Origin of the sequence: Nafulsella turpanensis ZLM-10 (assembly GCF_000346615.1) — a bacterium.
GTDB lineage: Bacteria > Bacteroidota > Bacteroidia > Cytophagales > Cyclobacteriaceae > Nafulsella > Nafulsella turpanensis.
Genome location: NZ_ANNU01000081.1, coordinates 1 through 14,830, shown reverse-complemented (window position 1 = coordinate 14,830; position 14,830 = coordinate 1). Strand labels below are relative to the sequence as shown.

Annotated in this window: 15 protein-coding genes; 7 read left to right on the top strand and 8 right to left on the bottom strand. The window is 44.9% G+C overall.

Annotated elements, in window-relative coordinates; translation table 11 throughout:
* Positions 1–88: 88 nt before the first annotated feature.
* From F752_RS0122550 to F752_RS0122520, 6 genes are all read right to left on the bottom strand, one after another.
* Entirely contained in the window at positions 89–724 is a 636-nt protein-coding gene (locus F752_RS0122550) for a Crp/Fnr family transcriptional regulator (protein WP_017734015.1), read from the bottom strand.
* Between the two features lie 139 nt (positions 725–863).
* Entirely contained in the window at positions 864–2,210 is a 1,347-nt protein-coding gene (locus F752_RS0122540; protein ID WP_017734013.1) for a dihydrolipoyl dehydrogenase family protein, read from the bottom strand.
* A gap of 74 nt (positions 2,211–2,284) precedes the next feature.
* The gene (locus F752_RS24910) at positions 2,285–2,614 is read right to left on the bottom strand and encodes a heavy-metal-associated domain-containing protein (protein ID WP_017734012.1); all 330 of its coding nucleotides are present in this window, start codon (positions 2,612–2,614) and stop codon (positions 2,285–2,287) included.
* Positions 2,614–3,255: a mercuric transport protein MerTP gene (gene merTP / locus F752_RS0122530; protein WP_017734011.1), complete on the bottom strand. Its 642-nt coding sequence runs from the start codon at positions 3,253–3,255 to the stop codon at positions 2,614–2,616. The genes F752_RS24910 and merTP overlap by 1 nt, the downstream gene beginning before the upstream one ends.
* Before the next feature lie 19 nt (positions 3,256–3,274).
* Positions 3,275–3,481, bottom strand: a complete 207-nt coding sequence (locus tag F752_RS26765; RefSeq protein WP_017734010.1) for a GDCCVxC domain-containing (seleno)protein — start codon at positions 3,479–3,481, stop codon at positions 3,275–3,277.
* 4 nt (positions 3,482–3,485) lie between these two features.
* Complete coding sequence (locus tag F752_RS0122520; RefSeq protein ID WP_017734009.1) at positions 3,486–3,851, bottom strand: ArsR/SmtB family transcription factor; 366 nt, start codon at positions 3,849–3,851, stop codon at positions 3,486–3,488.
* Positions 3,852–4,079: 228 nt separating this feature from the next.
* On the opposite strand from F752_RS0122520, the gene F752_RS0122515 reads away from it, so the two are divergent.
* From F752_RS0122515 to F752_RS0122480, 5 genes are all read left to right on the top strand, one after another.
* Positions 4,080–5,633, top strand: a complete 1,554-nt coding sequence (locus F752_RS0122515) for an IS1182 family transposase (protein ID WP_017734008.1) — start codon at positions 4,080–4,082, stop codon at positions 5,631–5,633.
* A gap of 676 nt (positions 5,634–6,309) precedes the next feature.
* Positions 6,310–6,525 carry a heavy-metal-associated domain-containing protein gene (locus tag F752_RS0122505; RefSeq protein ID WP_017734006.1) on the top strand — a complete coding sequence of 72 codons (216 nt, stop codon included), beginning with the start codon at positions 6,310–6,312 and terminating at the stop codon, positions 6,523–6,525.
* Between the two features lie 391 nt (positions 6,526–6,916).
* Positions 6,917–7,237: a four-helix bundle copper-binding protein gene (locus F752_RS0122495; protein WP_017734004.1), complete on the top strand. Its 321-nt coding sequence runs from the start codon at positions 6,917–6,919 to the stop codon at positions 7,235–7,237.
* A 151-nt stretch (positions 7,238–7,388) separates the two neighbouring features.
* Positions 7,389–9,062 (top strand): vitamin K epoxide reductase family protein, encoded by a 1,674-nt coding sequence (locus F752_RS0122485; protein ID WP_017734002.1) that lies wholly within the window; start codon positions 7,389–7,391, stop codon positions 9,060–9,062.
* Positions 9,063–9,150: 88 nt separating this feature from the next.
* Positions 9,151–10,452, top strand: a complete 1,302-nt coding sequence (locus F752_RS0122480; RefSeq protein WP_017734001.1) for an amylo-alpha-1,6-glucosidase — start codon at positions 9,151–9,153, stop codon at positions 10,450–10,452.
* Positions 10,453–10,542: 90 nt separating this feature from the next.
* Here F752_RS0122480 and F752_RS0122475 read toward each other — a convergent pair whose 3' ends face one another.
* A complete protein-coding gene (locus tag F752_RS0122475) occupies positions 10,543–11,157 on the bottom strand; it encodes a DUF2911 domain-containing protein (RefSeq protein WP_017734000.1) in 615 nt (204 codons plus the stop codon).
* 183 nt (positions 11,158–11,340) lie between these two features.
* The gene (locus tag F752_RS0122470; protein WP_017733999.1) at positions 11,341–11,580 is read right to left on the bottom strand and encodes a heavy-metal-associated domain-containing protein; all 240 of its coding nucleotides are present in this window, start codon (positions 11,578–11,580) and stop codon (positions 11,341–11,343) included.
* Positions 11,581–11,920: 340 nt separating this feature from the next.
* Here F752_RS0122470 and F752_RS0122465 point away from each other — a divergent pair, with 340 nt between their 5' ends.
* Positions 11,921–14,077 (top strand): copper-translocating P-type ATPase, encoded by a 2,157-nt coding sequence (locus F752_RS0122465; RefSeq protein ID WP_017733998.1) that lies wholly within the window; start codon positions 11,921–11,923, stop codon positions 14,075–14,077.
* A gap of 11 nt (positions 14,078–14,088) precedes the next feature.
* The gene (locus tag F752_RS0122460) at positions 14,089–14,400 is read left to right on the top strand and encodes a hypothetical protein (protein ID WP_017733997.1); all 312 of its coding nucleotides are present in this window, start codon (positions 14,089–14,091) and stop codon (positions 14,398–14,400) included.
* Positions 14,401–14,830 lie beyond the last annotated feature (430 nt).

Sequence of the window (14,830 nt, the reverse complement as noted above, 5' to 3'; positions counted from 1 at the left end):
CCTCGACAGACTCTTCAAAACATAAAAAAAGTGGCCGGAATTTCTTCCGACCACTCATGGAGTAATCCACTGCCTCTTTTTTTTGCTGCTATAAAAACTCTTCCAGGTCGTCCCTTACATAAACGATATTTCTACCCAGTTCCACCAGTTTTCGGTTTTCGAGTTGCTTCAAAAGTCTGGAAATGACCTCTCGTGAGGTACCAAGTTCCCTGGCAACTTCCTGGTGAGTTAAAGAAAGTTTATTTGACTTTGCCTGCTTTGATTTCACAACCAGGTATTTCAGCAGGCGCTCATCCATTTTTTTAAAAGCAATATCATCGATAGCCTCAAACATCGATTGGAAACGCTTTTGATAAGTCTGGGCAACAAAATCTTTCCATTGCCGGAATTCATTAGTCCATTCCTCGTGCTTTCTGGCAGGAATAGCCAGTATCTTGGTTTTTTCCTCTGCGACTGCTTTTACCTCGCTTGGATTCATTGCACTACAGCAGGTCAGAGACACCGCGCAGGTTTCCCCACTTTCGATATAATAAAGGAAGAGGTCATGCCCTTCCTCATTGGTGCGCATTACCTTTATTGTTCCCTCCATAACAACTGGAACCATTTTAATGTATTGACCGGGCTCAATAATAGTTTTTCCCGCTTCAATTACCTGGATAGTGCCATGCTTTTCCAGCTCTTTTAGTAGAAGAGGATCTGAAATCAGTGGAAGTTGAATATTCATATGAAGGGTAAAATTTTTAATGCAATTTTTTTAGGGGCCAAAGGTTTTGTTTTTCTTTTACCAATTAAGCCCTTTGGTTTATGTTTTTTCGACTACCAGGAATATTACGAGAAGTATTTTTTTCAAAGCAGCCAGACCTCTATACCATATAACTTAAATCAGAAGCCCAGGTAGGGTAGCTGTACATCATGCTTTGCAAATCCTTTGCCGGAATCTTTGCTTTTATGGCCAAGGCAAACAAGTTGATGGTTTCATCGGCTGAAGGGCCTATCAAGTGTGCGCCTAAAATTGTGCCATCTTCTTTGCTGATGAGTACCTTATACGCATAGGCTTCGGCCTGGGAGCGGTAGGCATTAAACCAGCTGGAAGCATCACCGAATTTTACTTTGTAGTTTTTGTTTTGCGCCCTGGCCTCTTCTTCGGTTAAGCCTACACTGGCAAGGGGAGGGCTGGTGAATACGACCGTAGGCATTTCCTTATATTGAGGGGCTTTGTTGTTGCCTTTGATGATGTTGCTTGCAACTGCATGTCCTTCATATACGGCTACCGGTGTTAAGGGCAATCCTTCGCTATCGGCCACATCCCCAGCTGCATATACCCGGGGATTAGAAATGCTTTGCAGGTACTCATTTACTTTGATGCCTCTTCCTCCAAAATCCACCTTTCCTTTTTCCAGGTCTAGCTTGTCTATTTCAGGCACTCGTCCGGCGGCATTTATCACCAGCTGACTTTCCACTACCTTTTCTCCTTCGGTGCCTTTGGACACTACCTGAAAACCCCTATCTGATTTGCGTATTTCCATTGCTTCGGTTTTCAGCAACACCTCGATGCCGTGGGCTTTGGAGGCTTTCAGAACATGTTCCACCAGCTCCTTTTCAAAGTGCTTCAGGGGATATTCGCCTCTTTCTATAATTGTTACCTGGGCTCCTGCTTTAGCGGCCAGATGAGCAAATTCAAAAGCAACATAGCCTCCTCCTAAGAAAATGATGCTTTCCGGCAATTCTTCCAAGTGAATAAAATCATCGCTGGTAATGGTATGTTCTGCTCCCGGCACAGAAAGTGCTCTAGGCCTGGCACCAGAGGCCACCACAATCTTTTTGGCTTGTATGGTTGTATCGCCAACCTTCAGGGTATTTTCACTAAGAAAAGTAACAGCATCATGAAATGTATCTACACCGGCTTTCTGGTATCCCTTTTCCATTTTATCGGGTACAGGATCGGTAAATCCTCTCTTGAACTTCATCAACTCAGGCCAGCTTATCCTCCCCTCGGCCTTCAAACCCTTTCCATTGTAGGTTTCTATGCTGCTTTTAGCCTTGGCTACATCAATAAGAATTTTCTTTGGGTCACAGCCTCTCAGGGCACAGGTGCCGCCATAGGGCCGAAAGTCAGCTATGCCTACTTTAAGCCCCTTTTTTGCAGCCTTCCTGGCAACTGTTACTCCGGCCATGCCCGTGCCGATTACGAAAAGATCATATTCAGTCATATAGATAAAAAAATTGAAGTGAAAAAATGTTATTGTTGGTCGCGTACTATTTCCCATACGCCATTTTAAAAAAGTTACCGCCTCGCTTCGACAGTTTCCGCTTTATAGCCTAAAGCAATAATGGTTTGCCGGATGTTCTCACCCCTTATCTTTTTAGTCTCAACCTTTACTTTTACTAAATCACCAGGATATTTTATTTGGTGGTCCAATACTCCTTCTTTTTTTGCAAGGGCTTTTTGGATTTGTCCGGCACAGCCTGCACAAGTAATGCCCGTTACCTTTAAAGTTACCCATTCCGCAGGTTCTGCCAGCGCGGCAGTAGCCTTTTCCTGCGGAGCAGTCTGAGCAAATAGGGTTGTGCTGCTGAAGAAGGCTAGCACTAGCAAAAGAATCAGTCTTTCCATTAATATTCTTTTTTCGTGTCGATTAACTCTATCTTAGGAACGATATAGCCTACTTCCTCTTCGATAGCCTTTTTTAAGGCTTCAGGGGTAATGAGAGCAGGGTCATAGGTTACTTTAGCGATTCCCTCTTCATAGCTGGCCTTTGCGTTCAACACACCTTCTTTGCTGGAAAGAGCATGATTCACGCTGCTTTCGCATCCACCGCAGGTCATCCCTTCTATTTTAAGGCTGGCCTGTTGAAACTGTGCCGGCTGGATTACTGCTGCTACAACTTTATTTGCAGACTCTGGGAAAAAAGAACCTGAGAAATAAGGAAAGGAAAGGAGCAGGAGAGCAAACGCCGTAGCAATGCCAAGAAAGGTTTTAGACTGAACAAAGGCTTTTTTCTTCTGATCATCCTCACAGTCGCATGCCAGCTGTTCTTTCTGTGGCTTAAGCTGCTGGTACCAGGCAAAAGCAAGTAATACACCTGTAAAACCAATAAGGTAAGTCCGGAAGGGATCAAGCCAGGCAAAAGCGGATGCGGCTCCCCCAATTCCTGCAACTAATGCCAGAATAGGCGTGATGCAGCAGAGAGAGGCTCCAAGAGCGGCTACGACACCCGCTGCCATTATCTTTGTATAGTTCTTTTTGTTTTCCATAGTCCCTGTAAACTTTTAATTAGCAGCAGCTTTTATTTATCTGGATAGGGGGGCAGGGCACGGAACCAAAAGAACAGTAAACACAGCAGTCTCCTTCCTTTGGTTTCAGGACCATTTTACAGGCCTCACATTCATAAAAGAACTGGCAGGCATCCTGGGGCATAGCTTCTTCTTTTTTAAAGCTGCAGAATGGGCAGGTAAGGGTTGAATTTAATTGAACTTGCATATGACTACAGCTTAGAGGGTTCTTTGACTATTTTGAAAAGTGGTTGCAGTAGGCTCTGATAGCTATCATTAATGGAATAGAAAACGGTTTGGCCTACTTTCCTGGACTGTACCAGGTTCTTATCCTTCATCTTGCGCAGATGTTGTGAAATGGCGGGTACGGTCATCTCCAGTACGTCACTTAAGTCACAGGGGCACATCTGTCTTTCCTGTTGAAGCAGGAATAAAATCTTTAGGCGAGCTTCATTGCCGGCAAGGCTAAGTAAAGCTGACAAATGCTGAACACTTTCATCTATTGCCGCTACATCCGCTTTGCACTGCTTTATCTGGCTCTCGTCCGCAAGGACTCTTATACATTTTTCTGAACTCATCCTTTTTTAAATAATATTTAAGCAAATACTTAAATATATACGCAAGTATAAAAGCTTTAGTTCAGTATAAAAAACATTGCACAGAGGACCATCTTCATATTTTAGACCAGGCAGTGTTTTGTGTGTAAGGCAAACCAGCCGATTTAGTGTTTATAAAACCTCCGTGGCTGTTGCACAATCCCATAAAAAAGATAGCCGTTAAATTGGTAAGGCTAAATCTTTAGGAATATGCAGGGTAGGAAGATTTTTGAGGATGAGAAGGAGCTTTTCTTTTCGCTCTCGGCACACGTACCGGAGCATAACTTTTACCGGCGACTCAAACAGCAACTTGATCTAGATTTTCTTTATGAGGAGACGGAGGAATACTATGGCCGTTGCGGTCAGCAGTCAATTGATCCGGTTGTTTTTTTTAAACTGTGCCTGATAGGTTATCTGGAAAACATCACCTCTGACAGAAAGCTGATTGAGCATTGTAGTCTCCGACTTGACTTGCTTTACTTTCTGGGTTATCAGCTCGATGAGCCGCTACCATGGCACTCCACAGTTTCCCGTACCCGTCAACTCCTGCCTGAGACTTTATTCGAACTCTTGTTTGACTATGTCTTCAGCCTGTGTGTAGAGAAAGGAATGGTATCGGGAGATGCTCAGGCTATAGACTCCGCTCCGGTGAAAGCCAATGCTTCCATGGATAGCCTCAAATTGAAGCAGCCGGCCGAATCTTCCAGTATGTATCTGGCAAATGCCAATGAAGAGAATGATCCTGCAGGAAAGGAAGGTAAGGACAGTAAAAGCGAGCAATATATCTCGGCTCCGGATCATCAGCTAAGAAAGCTGGAAAAGCACCAGGAAAACCTCAGGGAATCACCAGGATCATTAGGAGGACATCATGAGAAAGCACAACTGCTAAGCAATAAGACCCACTATAGCTCAACTGATCCGGATGCGCGTATCTCTGTTAAGCCGGGTAAAGTAAGGAGGCTAAATTATCATTGTAGCATGGCTGTGGATACTGCCAAAGGAGTTATAAGTCATATACATGCAGATTTTGCTGAGGGTAGGGACAGCCTGAATTTGCCTGCTATTACCCTAAAACTACAGAGACGCTTAACTGATAATAAACTACATATGCAGGACCTGTGGGCCGATGGAGGCTTTTCTAATGGCAGTAACTATGCTTTTTTGGAACAGCGACATATTACCGGATGGGTTCCGGTGTTTGGTAAGTATAAGCCAGAGATAGAAGGCTTTCCTTATGATCAGGAAAAAGACCAGTTCACTTGTGCTGCCGGGAAGGGGTTATCCTTTAAAACCTATGATACCAGTGCAGAGGGAGGCCTGCTGAAAATTTACCGCGCCAATTACCAGGATTGCAAGAATTGCCCTTTGAAATCTTCCTGTGTTCCAAGAACCAAGTGTAGGCAAATCACCCGAACAGCTTATAATCCGGAATATCGGAGAGCACTGGAAAGACAGCTAAGCAGAAAGGGTAAACACATGAGGCGAACCAGGCAAAGCACGGTTGAGCCGGTTTTCGGCACCCTAATAAACTACTACGGGATGGGCAAGGTAGGGGTAAAGGGAAATGCAGGCGCACACAAGGTGATGCTGGTGGCCGCCATTGCTTTCAACCTGAGGAAATACATGAGGTTTGAACCTGTTAAGGTGAAAAGCATGGCCCAAGCCATGAAAAGAGAGCTGACCCAGCCTTTTACAGGCTTTGTTTTGTTCCTGATAGTGCTCTTCAACCTTAAAAAATCTAGAAATCAGTCTCTGATCCACTAAACCTGATGAAGGCTCCTGAAAAGAGACATCAAAAGAAAGGTTGTGCAACAGCCACCTCCGTTTCTTGAAACAAAAAAACGACCGCTTCAGGAAATTGTAGTTTGGTGAGAATAAAGGCGAAGCAAATAAACTTGTCTTTTGGGAGTCCCTCCTTCCAACAGGAGGGACTATAAATACTATAAATAAAGTACTTTTATTTTTGTGATATCAATAAATAATAAAGTTTACTTACCAATGCTGCAAGTATTTATGTATCATGTAGCGCTGTAATTCAGCTTTTTAACTCATCGTTTGACAGTTTAAGACACAAGTAAGGAAATAAAACGAAGATTTTAGTTCCTTTTCTCCCGTGGCTATGGAATATGAAATCCTTCATTGGTATTTTTTAAACAGATTACCTTCCTGATTTCTGAGTCATAGGTAAAGTAGTTGGGCAGGGCAGGTATTCCCATTTCTTAATCAAGGACTGAACAGCGATAAGGGGTTTTTTGCCCCACTTTTCTTCCACATAGTCCTATTTACTGGGATGGACTTAATGAAAGGGAGTACAGGAGCTTGAGGCTTAAAAGAGTCTTGTTTTCCATCTCTTCAGGACAAAAAAAGGGAGGAAACCACTCTACGCTAGAATGGGTATAATTTATAGAAACTCTGAAGTAGTGAAAAAGATAGAAAGGATATGGAACAAAACGTAAAAACCCGAAAGTTTAAAACGGACATTAATTGCGATAGCTGTGTTCGCAACGTAATGCCTTACCTGAATAGTGTCTCCAGCGTAACATCCTGGAATGTGGATACTACGGATAAAGGAAAAATCCTGACAGTACATGGCACCTTTAAAGATGAAGAAGTAGAGCAGGCGGTAAAAGATGCCGGCTTTATCATCAGAGGTTAAAAAACTAAGATTGGGTATGTGAGCTGTTGTTTGGTTCATCGAACCAATACCAGAAAAAAGTTGGCAGCAAATAATCTGAAGGAAAATCGGGCAGGCCCGGAATCATTCCTTGAGGAGGCTGGAGAAGGAGAAAACTACCTTTTAAAAAAAGCTGCTTCCGTTAAGCATGAAGCTTCATGCTTAACGGAAGCAGTATGCTCTTGCCTGAACTATATTGTAGCTTGCCGGATATTGACTACACCTTAAGTTGCTCTCTGAATTTCTTTTAGCCGGACCAACAAAAAGCCACCCGCAAGCTGTCAATACAGGCAAAATGGCTCGCTGTAACCTTTCCTGCATGTTACGGTTCATTTGTAGTAGTTGTTATTTTTTTAAACTTAAATTTTTTAACATGAATAATACCAACCTTTTAGCAGCACTGGCAAATTGTGCAGCTGCGTGTAATTACTGTTCCGATAAGTGTTTAGATGAAGATAATATTAAAATGATGGTCAAGTGCATCCGGCTGGACCGTGATTGTGAAACCTTGTGCTATACGGCGCATTCACTGATAGCGTCTAATTCAGCCCTGGCAAAAGATGCTGTACGACTGTGCCTGCAATCGGTAAAGGCCTGCGGGGATGAATGCGAAAAGATGGAGCAGGACCATTGTAAGGAGTGCGCCCGGGCCTGCCGGGAATGCCAAAAAGCCTGCGAGGCTTATCTGGCTTAATGCCTAATCAAAAGTAAAACCAGAGGCAGGGTTTACCTGTCTCTGGTTTACTGTTTTCCGGCACTTTAAAAGGTTCAGGTTCCAGGAATTCTCCTGATAAACCCGTAACCGTAACAGGCAATGAGTCTGCAAAACTTTTAAAACTGATGAAATGGGAAATAAGGAGGAAGACAAAAAAAAGGATAAGCATTCTGAAGGTGGCGGCATGGGCATGCGGGGTGTAACGCGGCCCATGGCTGAAAAGCAGATGAAACAGCACCACCAGCAGATGAAGGAAGATAAGAAGCAGGAAAAACATAAAGAAAAGCATTCCGATGGTACGGAACCCCCGAAACACAGTATGTGGCAGTCGGAAGAAAAAGGAGGAAAACAGAAGAAAAAGGAGCATGAGCACAAGGGTGGCCACGGGGGAGGAATGATGAATCAGGAGCAGCGCATGCAAATGCTGCACATGCACCATATGCAAACTTTATGGGTGTACTGGATGCTGATTATCCTGGGATTCTGGCTGATAGCCTCTCCGCTTACCTTTAGCTACGGCATAGGTACGGTAGAGCCCAGTGGCGGGCGCGATGTGTGGCTTAGCATGAGTCAGCGCATCAGCTTCATGAAGTGGAGCGACATTATCAGCGGCCTGGCTCTGATATTTTTCGGCTGGCGCTCTCTTACTCCTAACCGGCCCATCAGCCTGTGGGTTGCCTGCTTTATCGGCATCTGGCTCAATATGGCGCCTGTCATATTCTGGGCACCCACGGCAGCAGCTTATCTCAATGATACGCTGGTGGGGGCATTGGTCATTGGCCTTACCATTCTTATCCCCGGTATGCCCAATATGATTACCTACATGAAAATGGGTTCGCAGGCGCCACCGGGCTGGAGCTACAATCCTTCCAGCTGGCCACAGCGCTGGATCATGATTGTGCTGGCGTTTGCCGGATGGCTGGTTTCGCGATACCTGGGGGCTTTTCAGCTGGGCTATATTGAAACGGCCTGGGACCCTTTCTTCGGGGACGGCACACGGCAGGTATTGAATTCTAATATGTCCCATTCCCTTCCTATTTCTGATGGTGCATTAGGTGCCTTGGCTTATACTGTCGAGTTCCTGATGGGCTGGATGGGGAGCCCTTCCCGCTGGCGCACCATGCCCTGGATGGTAGCAATTTTTGGCATCGTGGTTATTCCTTTAGGACTTGTCCATATTTTTCTCGTCATTTCACAGCCCGTGGTGGTGGGAGAGTGGTGTACGCTCTGCCTGCTGGCAGCAGCGATTATGCTGCCCATGATTTCACTGGCCGTAGATGAAGTAATGGCCATGATACAGCATATGGTGCAGGCCAAAAAGCGGGGAGACAATTTATGGGAAGTATTCTGGAAAGGTGGGAAACCATTTGAGCAAAATCAGGATGAGCGTTCTCCCAAGCTCATGGCGCTACCGCAGAAGCCTGGGCAGGTGTTTATGGCCTCTATCTGGGGCATGAGCTTCCCCTGGACCTTAGTAGTTTCAACTCTTTTAGGGGCTGGCCTGATGTTCGCACCTGCCATTTTTGGGGTATCCATAGAGGCAACAGCGGCTAATATCTTTCACCTTGGGGGGGCTTTGATTGTGGTGTTCTCTGTGATTTGTATGGGAGAAGTAGTGCGATTAGGCCGGTACACGAATGTTCTGCTTGGTCTTGCCGTGGCGGTTGGCCCATGGGTTGTGCAGGACAGTACCCTGGGGCTGAGTATTACGGGTGCTATTGTTGGTTTAGTCGTTGCCGCCCTGGCCATTCCGCTTGGCCCGGTAACAGAAAAATATGGTATTTGGGATAAGTATGTGAAGTGAGGGCAGAGAAGCTGAAAACCAGGGACAAAAGTGCATCCTGAAACAAAGCCTGTTGTCCCGAACCTAAAGATGGTAGAAAGTATACGCAATGACAGATAAAGAAATTGGGGATAAAACAAGACAGGTTCTTTATGAGAACATGATCAAGGGGCACTTAGATGGAGGTAAGACTACCTTTCATTATACAAAACCCTCACCAGGTACCTACCCTTTTCAGTTTTTCTGGGACACCTGTTTCCACGTGTTTATTCTTACTGCCCTTGGAGAGCATAACATGGCTAAGGAACATCTTTATAGCCTGTTTGCTATGCAGAAAGAGGATGGTTTTGTTGGGCACATGATTTACTGGGACAGGCTAAAACCTGGGAGGTTTGCGGACTTTTTTCAGTCGAAACCCAGTTTTAAGCACCTTTTCAAAAGCCACATGAGTGCCCTGATACAACCACCACTGGTGGCCCAGGCTGTGGCAAGGGTGTATGAAGTTACCGGCGACAAGGCGTTTCTGAGTGAAATGCTTCCGAAGCTGAAAAAGTACTATCGCTGGCTTGCCCGTAACCGCGATTTCCAGGGAGATGGCTTACTCACCATTATCTCACCTTTCGAATCAGGCATGGATTGGAAACCTACCTTCGATGTTGTGGTGAATTTTCAGGAGAAAAAGGCTGACTGGCGCTTGTTTATAAAAATGGCAGGAGTTGATTTCCGGAATTTCCTGAATAATTATAACCTAAAAAAAGTCTATAAAAAAGGGTATTTCCTGGTGAAGGAGGTTGGGTTAAATACGATTTATGCCCAGAATCTGAATGCTATGGCCGGTTTATGTAAGGAGCTAGGAGAGGAGAAGGAAGCCGGGGCTTTTAAAAGGCTTGGAGAACAGGTAAGCCGCAGCATACTGGAGGTAATGTACGACAAAAAGGACGCCGCCTTTTATGATGTGTACGGGAAAGAGAATACGAAAATTAAGATTCTTACCCCTACCATTTTTTATCCTGTGGTGCTGAAAAGTCTGCCCAAAGAGGTGAAAGAAAAGGTAATAACCAAGCATTTTTTTAACAGTGAAGAATTTGATACACCCTTTCCCATTCCTTCGGTTGCTAAAAACCACCCCTCATTTGACCCAACAGCATCAATGTACATCTGGCGCGGGCCAACCTGGATTCTAAATAACTGGTTTATGCACCAGTTCTTAATGGAAAACGGTTACGAAAAAGAATCGAATAGGCTGATTGATAGCATTAGAAACCTGATTGAGAAAAGTGGCTTTCGGGAGTATTACAATCCATTTACAGGCGAAGGGTATGGAGCGAAGGATTTCACCTGGGCTGGCCTGGTTCTGGATATGATTCAAATGGAGAAAAAACGGACCGCAGAGGCCTCCTATCAATCGTAATACACTGATGACCTTTGCCTAAACAAAAACAGAGCGGCTGATTTCACTTTTTGAATCAGCCGCTCCTGGTAAAAGTAAGTTTAGATAAAGCTACTGTATAACCTCAAAAGGAAAGCTGATTTTTTTCTTTTCCCATGCCAGTGAAATGGTTCCGTCTCTATCGCTTTGTTTGTTTACCTCATAGGTAAGTTCTTCTTTCGTTTCCTGGAGGGTTTCCGGCTCTACTTTAAAGCGGAACACATCATCTGACTGCTTGTACTCATCCTTGCCGTGCTGTTCCCAGTTGCGGTTGAAAATTACGGTCCACTGGTCTTCTCCGGGAATGGTAAAGAGAGCATACTTGCCGGCGGGTAATTCATTGCCTGCTATCCGTAAGGCTTTGTCTGCTTCCAGCCAGGTTGCATTGTGAGCACCTGAAACCCACACCTCGTCCAGGGCTACCAGACCACCGAACACGATTCTATTGCGAACCCTGGGAGAGCTGTAGTCAATATGAATATGAGCATCGCCCACCATGGCCATCGCACTGGTATGGGGGCTAAGGGGTTTCTTCTGTTCTCCCTCATTTGCCTGGTTTTTTGCCGGGACTGCTGAAGAATGCTGGTGCTCCTCTACTGAATGCTGTCGTTGCTCCTGTGTCTTTTCGTTTCCCTGACAAGATGCCAGCAGCACAGCAAAAGCAACTGCGGTTCCTATTTTCTTCATTAGTGTTTTTTTATGCAAATATGCAGAGAAAAATTTAAATAGGCTGTCCGGTTCCTTTTGTTAGCCTCTGCCTAATAAAAGGTATTCTTGACTATGTTTAACCCGCGTCTCGTTCGTACCACTATTTCTTTTCAGCTGGCTGTTTCTATTGTCGACTTCACTTTTTTTCATGAAGGGCAAAGGCTAAAGGTCTCCTCCGCCAATTCCCTGGACCCGGAGGACTTCTGCTTTAAAGCCTGCTTTTTCCACCAGGTTTTTTACCACGTGGGGCTCCAGCTCCTCACCCGATACGCTCAGGACTTTGTCTGGATTATTGGTATCTACCTGCCATTTAGAGATGGATTCTTCTCCATCCAGATAAGGCGTCACTGATTTTACACAGCCGCCACAGTTAATATTGGTTTTGAATTTTAATATCTTCATAATGAGTTGATTTAAAATGATTTACCTCTTTTTTGGCAACAGCCATGGAGCAAAGTTTGTTCGCTTTCCTCAATTTGCAAAACACTCAGAGCACAGGAAAACATGGAGCAGAAGAGATGCTTGATTGACTTTTATTTTTAGGGAGTCAAAGTGTTTCTTTTAACTTGCTGAAAAACAGGCTTAAAGCTTTTGTGAAGGTGAATTTTTAAAAAGCTAAAAAGTCAGGGAAGGCAACTGCCATGGCAGAATCTTATACAGGAAAGTCAAAATGTTGAATAACCATTGCCTGGCTAGTGTGGTTGGCTTTTGTATGATATCCGAATCAATTTTTTAAACTACTATGGCAAAGCATTCTCACCACCACGATCACCATCAGCACAAGCCCTCTTCAAAAGAAGCGGAAAAACAGGCAAATGAAGTTGAGGAGCGCATGGAGGAAAAGACCCTGCATGCACATGAAAAGGCTATGCCCCATGGTGCAGGTCACCCTCCACATAAAGAGCATGTTGGCCACGACCACCATGATCATCATGGAGGCCACAAGGGCCATCACCAGATGATGATTGAAGATTTTAAGCGGAGATTCTGGATTTCTCTTGTTTTATCTATTCCGGTGATTGTGCTGAGTCCTATGGTGCAGCATATCCTCGGTTACAGCCTGGGAATGGAAGTGGCTACACAGTTGTGGATTTCCTTTGGCCTTTCCACCATTATCTATTTTTACGGAGGCTGGCCTTTTCTGACAGGTTTAGTGGAAGAGGTGAAAAAAGGTGCTCCCGGTATGATGACGCTGATAGGGATCGGGATCAGCGTTGCTTATTTCTATAGCACGGCAATGGTTTTCGGACTGGAAGGGATGGACTTCTTCTGGGAACTGGCCACCCTCATCGTGGTGATGCTGCTTGGCCACTGGATTGAAATGAAGTCTGTTTTAGGTGCTTCGAAAGCTCTGGAGCTATTGGTGAGTATGATGCCTGCCGAGGCTCATGTAATTCGAAAGGGAGAAACGGTAAAGGTAAGAATTGAAGAACTGCAAAAAGGAGATATCATCCTGGTGAGGCCAGGGGAGAAAGTGCCTGCGGATGGTTTGGTGGAAGAAGGAGAGAGCTACCTGAACGAAAGTATGCTGACGGGCGAAAGTAAGCCGGTACAAAAGGTAAAAGGGGAGAAGGTAATCGGGGGCTCTATCAATGGGAATGGTTCCATTAAAGTGAAAGTGGAGCATACAGGGGAGGAAAGTTACCTGAAGAAGGTAATCAACCTCGTCCAGGACGCTCAGAAAACTAAGTCAGCGACTCAGCACCTGGCAGACAGGGCTGCGAAGTGGCTGGCCTATACCGCCCTTACGGCAGGCTTTCTGACCCTTGCAGTTTGGCTCTTCATTGGAGCAGAACTGGATTTTGCCCTGGAGCGAATGGTAACCGTTATGGTGATTTCCTGTCCGCATGCGCTGGGGCTGGCTATTCCGCTGGTAGTGGCAATTTCCACCGCTGTATCCGCCAAAAATGGTTTGCTCATCCGTAACCGAACCGCCTTTGAAAACTCCCGAAAGATTACCACCATCATTTTTGATAAGACAGGCACGCTTACCCAGGGCTCCCATGAAATTTCACAGGTGGTGGTCTTTAACAATACTGTGAGTAAAGAAGAAATGCTGCGTTTGGCAGCCGGAGTAGAGCAGAACTCGGAGCATTATATTTCTCAGGGCATCCTTCGAAGAGTGAAAGAAGAGAATATTCAAGTCCCTGCTTCAGAAAGCTTCAACTACTTACCAGGTAAAGGCCTGGAAGGAAGAGTAGAAGGAAAAGACATTAAGGTAGTAGGCCCGAATTACATAAACGAATTTAACATTCAGGTACCTGAAAATTCAGCAGAAGAAGGGGTGGAAACAGTAGTGTATGTAATGGTGGAAGGAAAAGTAGTGGGATACATTACCCTTCGGGACCAGATAAGGTCGGAATCAGCTGAAGCCATTAAAACGCTGAAAGAAAATGGAATAAAGAACCTGTTGCTGACCGGCGATAATGAAAGGGTGGCCGGAAGTGTAAGTAATGCATTGCAGATGGACGGCTTCATCGCCAATGTACTCCCTCACCAGAAGCAGGAAAAGGTAAAGGAGTTACAGGCCAGGGGAGAATTTGTAGCCATGACAGGCGATGGGGTGAATGATGCACCGGCGCTGGCTCAGGCAAACGTAGGAATTGCCGTTGGTTCCGGAACCGATGTGGCCGCCGAAACTGCCGATATAGTGCTGGTGAACAGCAACCCCAAAGACATTGCCTCTCTGATTCTGTTTGGGAAAGCCACCTATAGAAAAATGATTCAGAACCTGTTCTGGGCAACTGCCTACAATGTAGTTGCGCTCCCTCTGGCGGCTGGTGTTCTTTACAGCCAGGGCATTATGATATCACCCGCGGTTGGGGCAGGTCTCATGAGCTTAAGTACTGTGGTGGTGGCGCTGAATGCACAACTTTTAAAGAGAAGTATTAAAAAATAAAGCTAAAGTCAATGAGTGAATCCCCAAAAGAAGTACTGGAAGGATATGTGGTAGATATTATTTGTCTACGCCATATGTCACCTTCCCAATATACAGAGCAGGCAAAAGAACATACCACCAGTTGTGCCCTGATGGGGCATTGTGTTGAAAGTGGTTATGGTTTGGTAGGAGATAATAACAAGTTAATGGTGCTTGACCCTAAAGCTACTCCCTGGGTTGTTGCACTGTTAAAGAAAACCGACAAGGAAAAGGGTGTTCGCCTTCAAGTGGAGCGGGAAGAAAATGAAAAAGAAATGGAGACAGTTAAAGTTACCGCCCTTTAAGGGGATTTACCAGGAATAAGGAAAATGGTTATACCCTTAAACTTTGGTTAGCCACTTTTTTTTAACTGGCAGCTACAGTTGAAAGCCTTTTAGGTTTTGCATTTACTATTCCAAATTTGGTAATGGCAGCTGGGGCATTTCACAATACATACTTTAAATATTTGAAAGAAAAACTCAAAAATGGAAGGAACAATTTATTTAATTGGTGGAATAATTATTCTATTACTGGTCTTTTACGACTTTTTCTATAGACAGTGTCCAGAAAAGTGTGTAAATGAAAATTCAGGCTCTGTTTGTTTAGGTTTTTTTAGCCATGGGGCAAGCAGAATAAGTTAGGGAGAACCAGTCCTTTCCAGCGGAAGGGGCTGGTTCCTTTTATTCCACTTGGCACCTCCTATTGCTGACAGGTTGCTCCTCAGCAGAGCCTGTG

Excerpts from the sequence above, each read along its gene's own strand:
- F752_RS0122550 (WP_017734015.1), bottom strand. The coding sequence starts at position 724 with ATGAATATTCAACTTCCACTGATTTCAGATCCTCTTCTACTAAAAGAG.
- F752_RS0122540 (WP_017734013.1), bottom strand. The coding sequence starts at position 2,210 with ATGACTGAATATGATCTTTTCGTAATCGGCACGGGCATGGCCGGAGTA.
- F752_RS24910 (WP_017734012.1), bottom strand. The coding sequence starts at position 2,614 with ATGGAAAGACTGATTCTTTTGCTAGTGCTAGCCTTCTTCAGCAGCACA.
- merTP (WP_017734011.1), bottom strand. The coding sequence starts at position 3,255 with ATGGAAAACAAAAAGAACTATACAAAGATAATGGCAGCGGGTGTCGTA.
- F752_RS26765 (WP_017734010.1), bottom strand. The coding sequence starts at position 3,481 with ATGCAAGTTCAATTAAATTCAACCCTTACCTGCCCATTCTGCAGCTTT.
- F752_RS0122520 (WP_017734009.1), bottom strand. The coding sequence starts at position 3,851 with ATGAGTTCAGAAAAATGTATAAGAGTCCTTGCGGACGAGAGCCAGATA.
- F752_RS0122515 (WP_017734008.1), top strand. The coding sequence starts at position 4,080 with ATGCAGGGTAGGAAGATTTTTGAGGATGAGAAGGAGCTTTTCTTTTCG.
- F752_RS0122505 (WP_017734006.1), top strand. The coding sequence starts at position 6,310 with ATGGAACAAAACGTAAAAACCCGAAAGTTTAAAACGGACATTAATTGC.
- F752_RS0122495 (WP_017734004.1), top strand. The coding sequence starts at position 6,917 with ATGAATAATACCAACCTTTTAGCAGCACTGGCAAATTGTGCAGCTGCG.
- F752_RS0122485 (WP_017734002.1), top strand. The coding sequence starts at position 7,389 with ATGGGAAATAAGGAGGAAGACAAAAAAAAGGATAAGCATTCTGAAGGT.
- F752_RS0122480 (WP_017734001.1), top strand. The coding sequence starts at position 9,151 with ATGACAGATAAAGAAATTGGGGATAAAACAAGACAGGTTCTTTATGAG.
- F752_RS0122475 (WP_017734000.1), bottom strand. The coding sequence starts at position 11,157 with ATGAAGAAAATAGGAACCGCAGTTGCTTTTGCTGTGCTGCTGGCATCT.
- F752_RS0122470 (WP_017733999.1), bottom strand. The coding sequence starts at position 11,580 with ATGAAGATATTAAAATTCAAAACCAATATTAACTGTGGCGGCTGTGTA.
- F752_RS0122465 (WP_017733998.1), top strand. The coding sequence starts at position 11,921 with ATGGCAAAGCATTCTCACCACCACGATCACCATCAGCACAAGCCCTCT.
- F752_RS0122460 (WP_017733997.1), top strand. The coding sequence starts at position 14,089 with ATGAGTGAATCCCCAAAAGAAGTACTGGAAGGATATGTGGTAGATATT.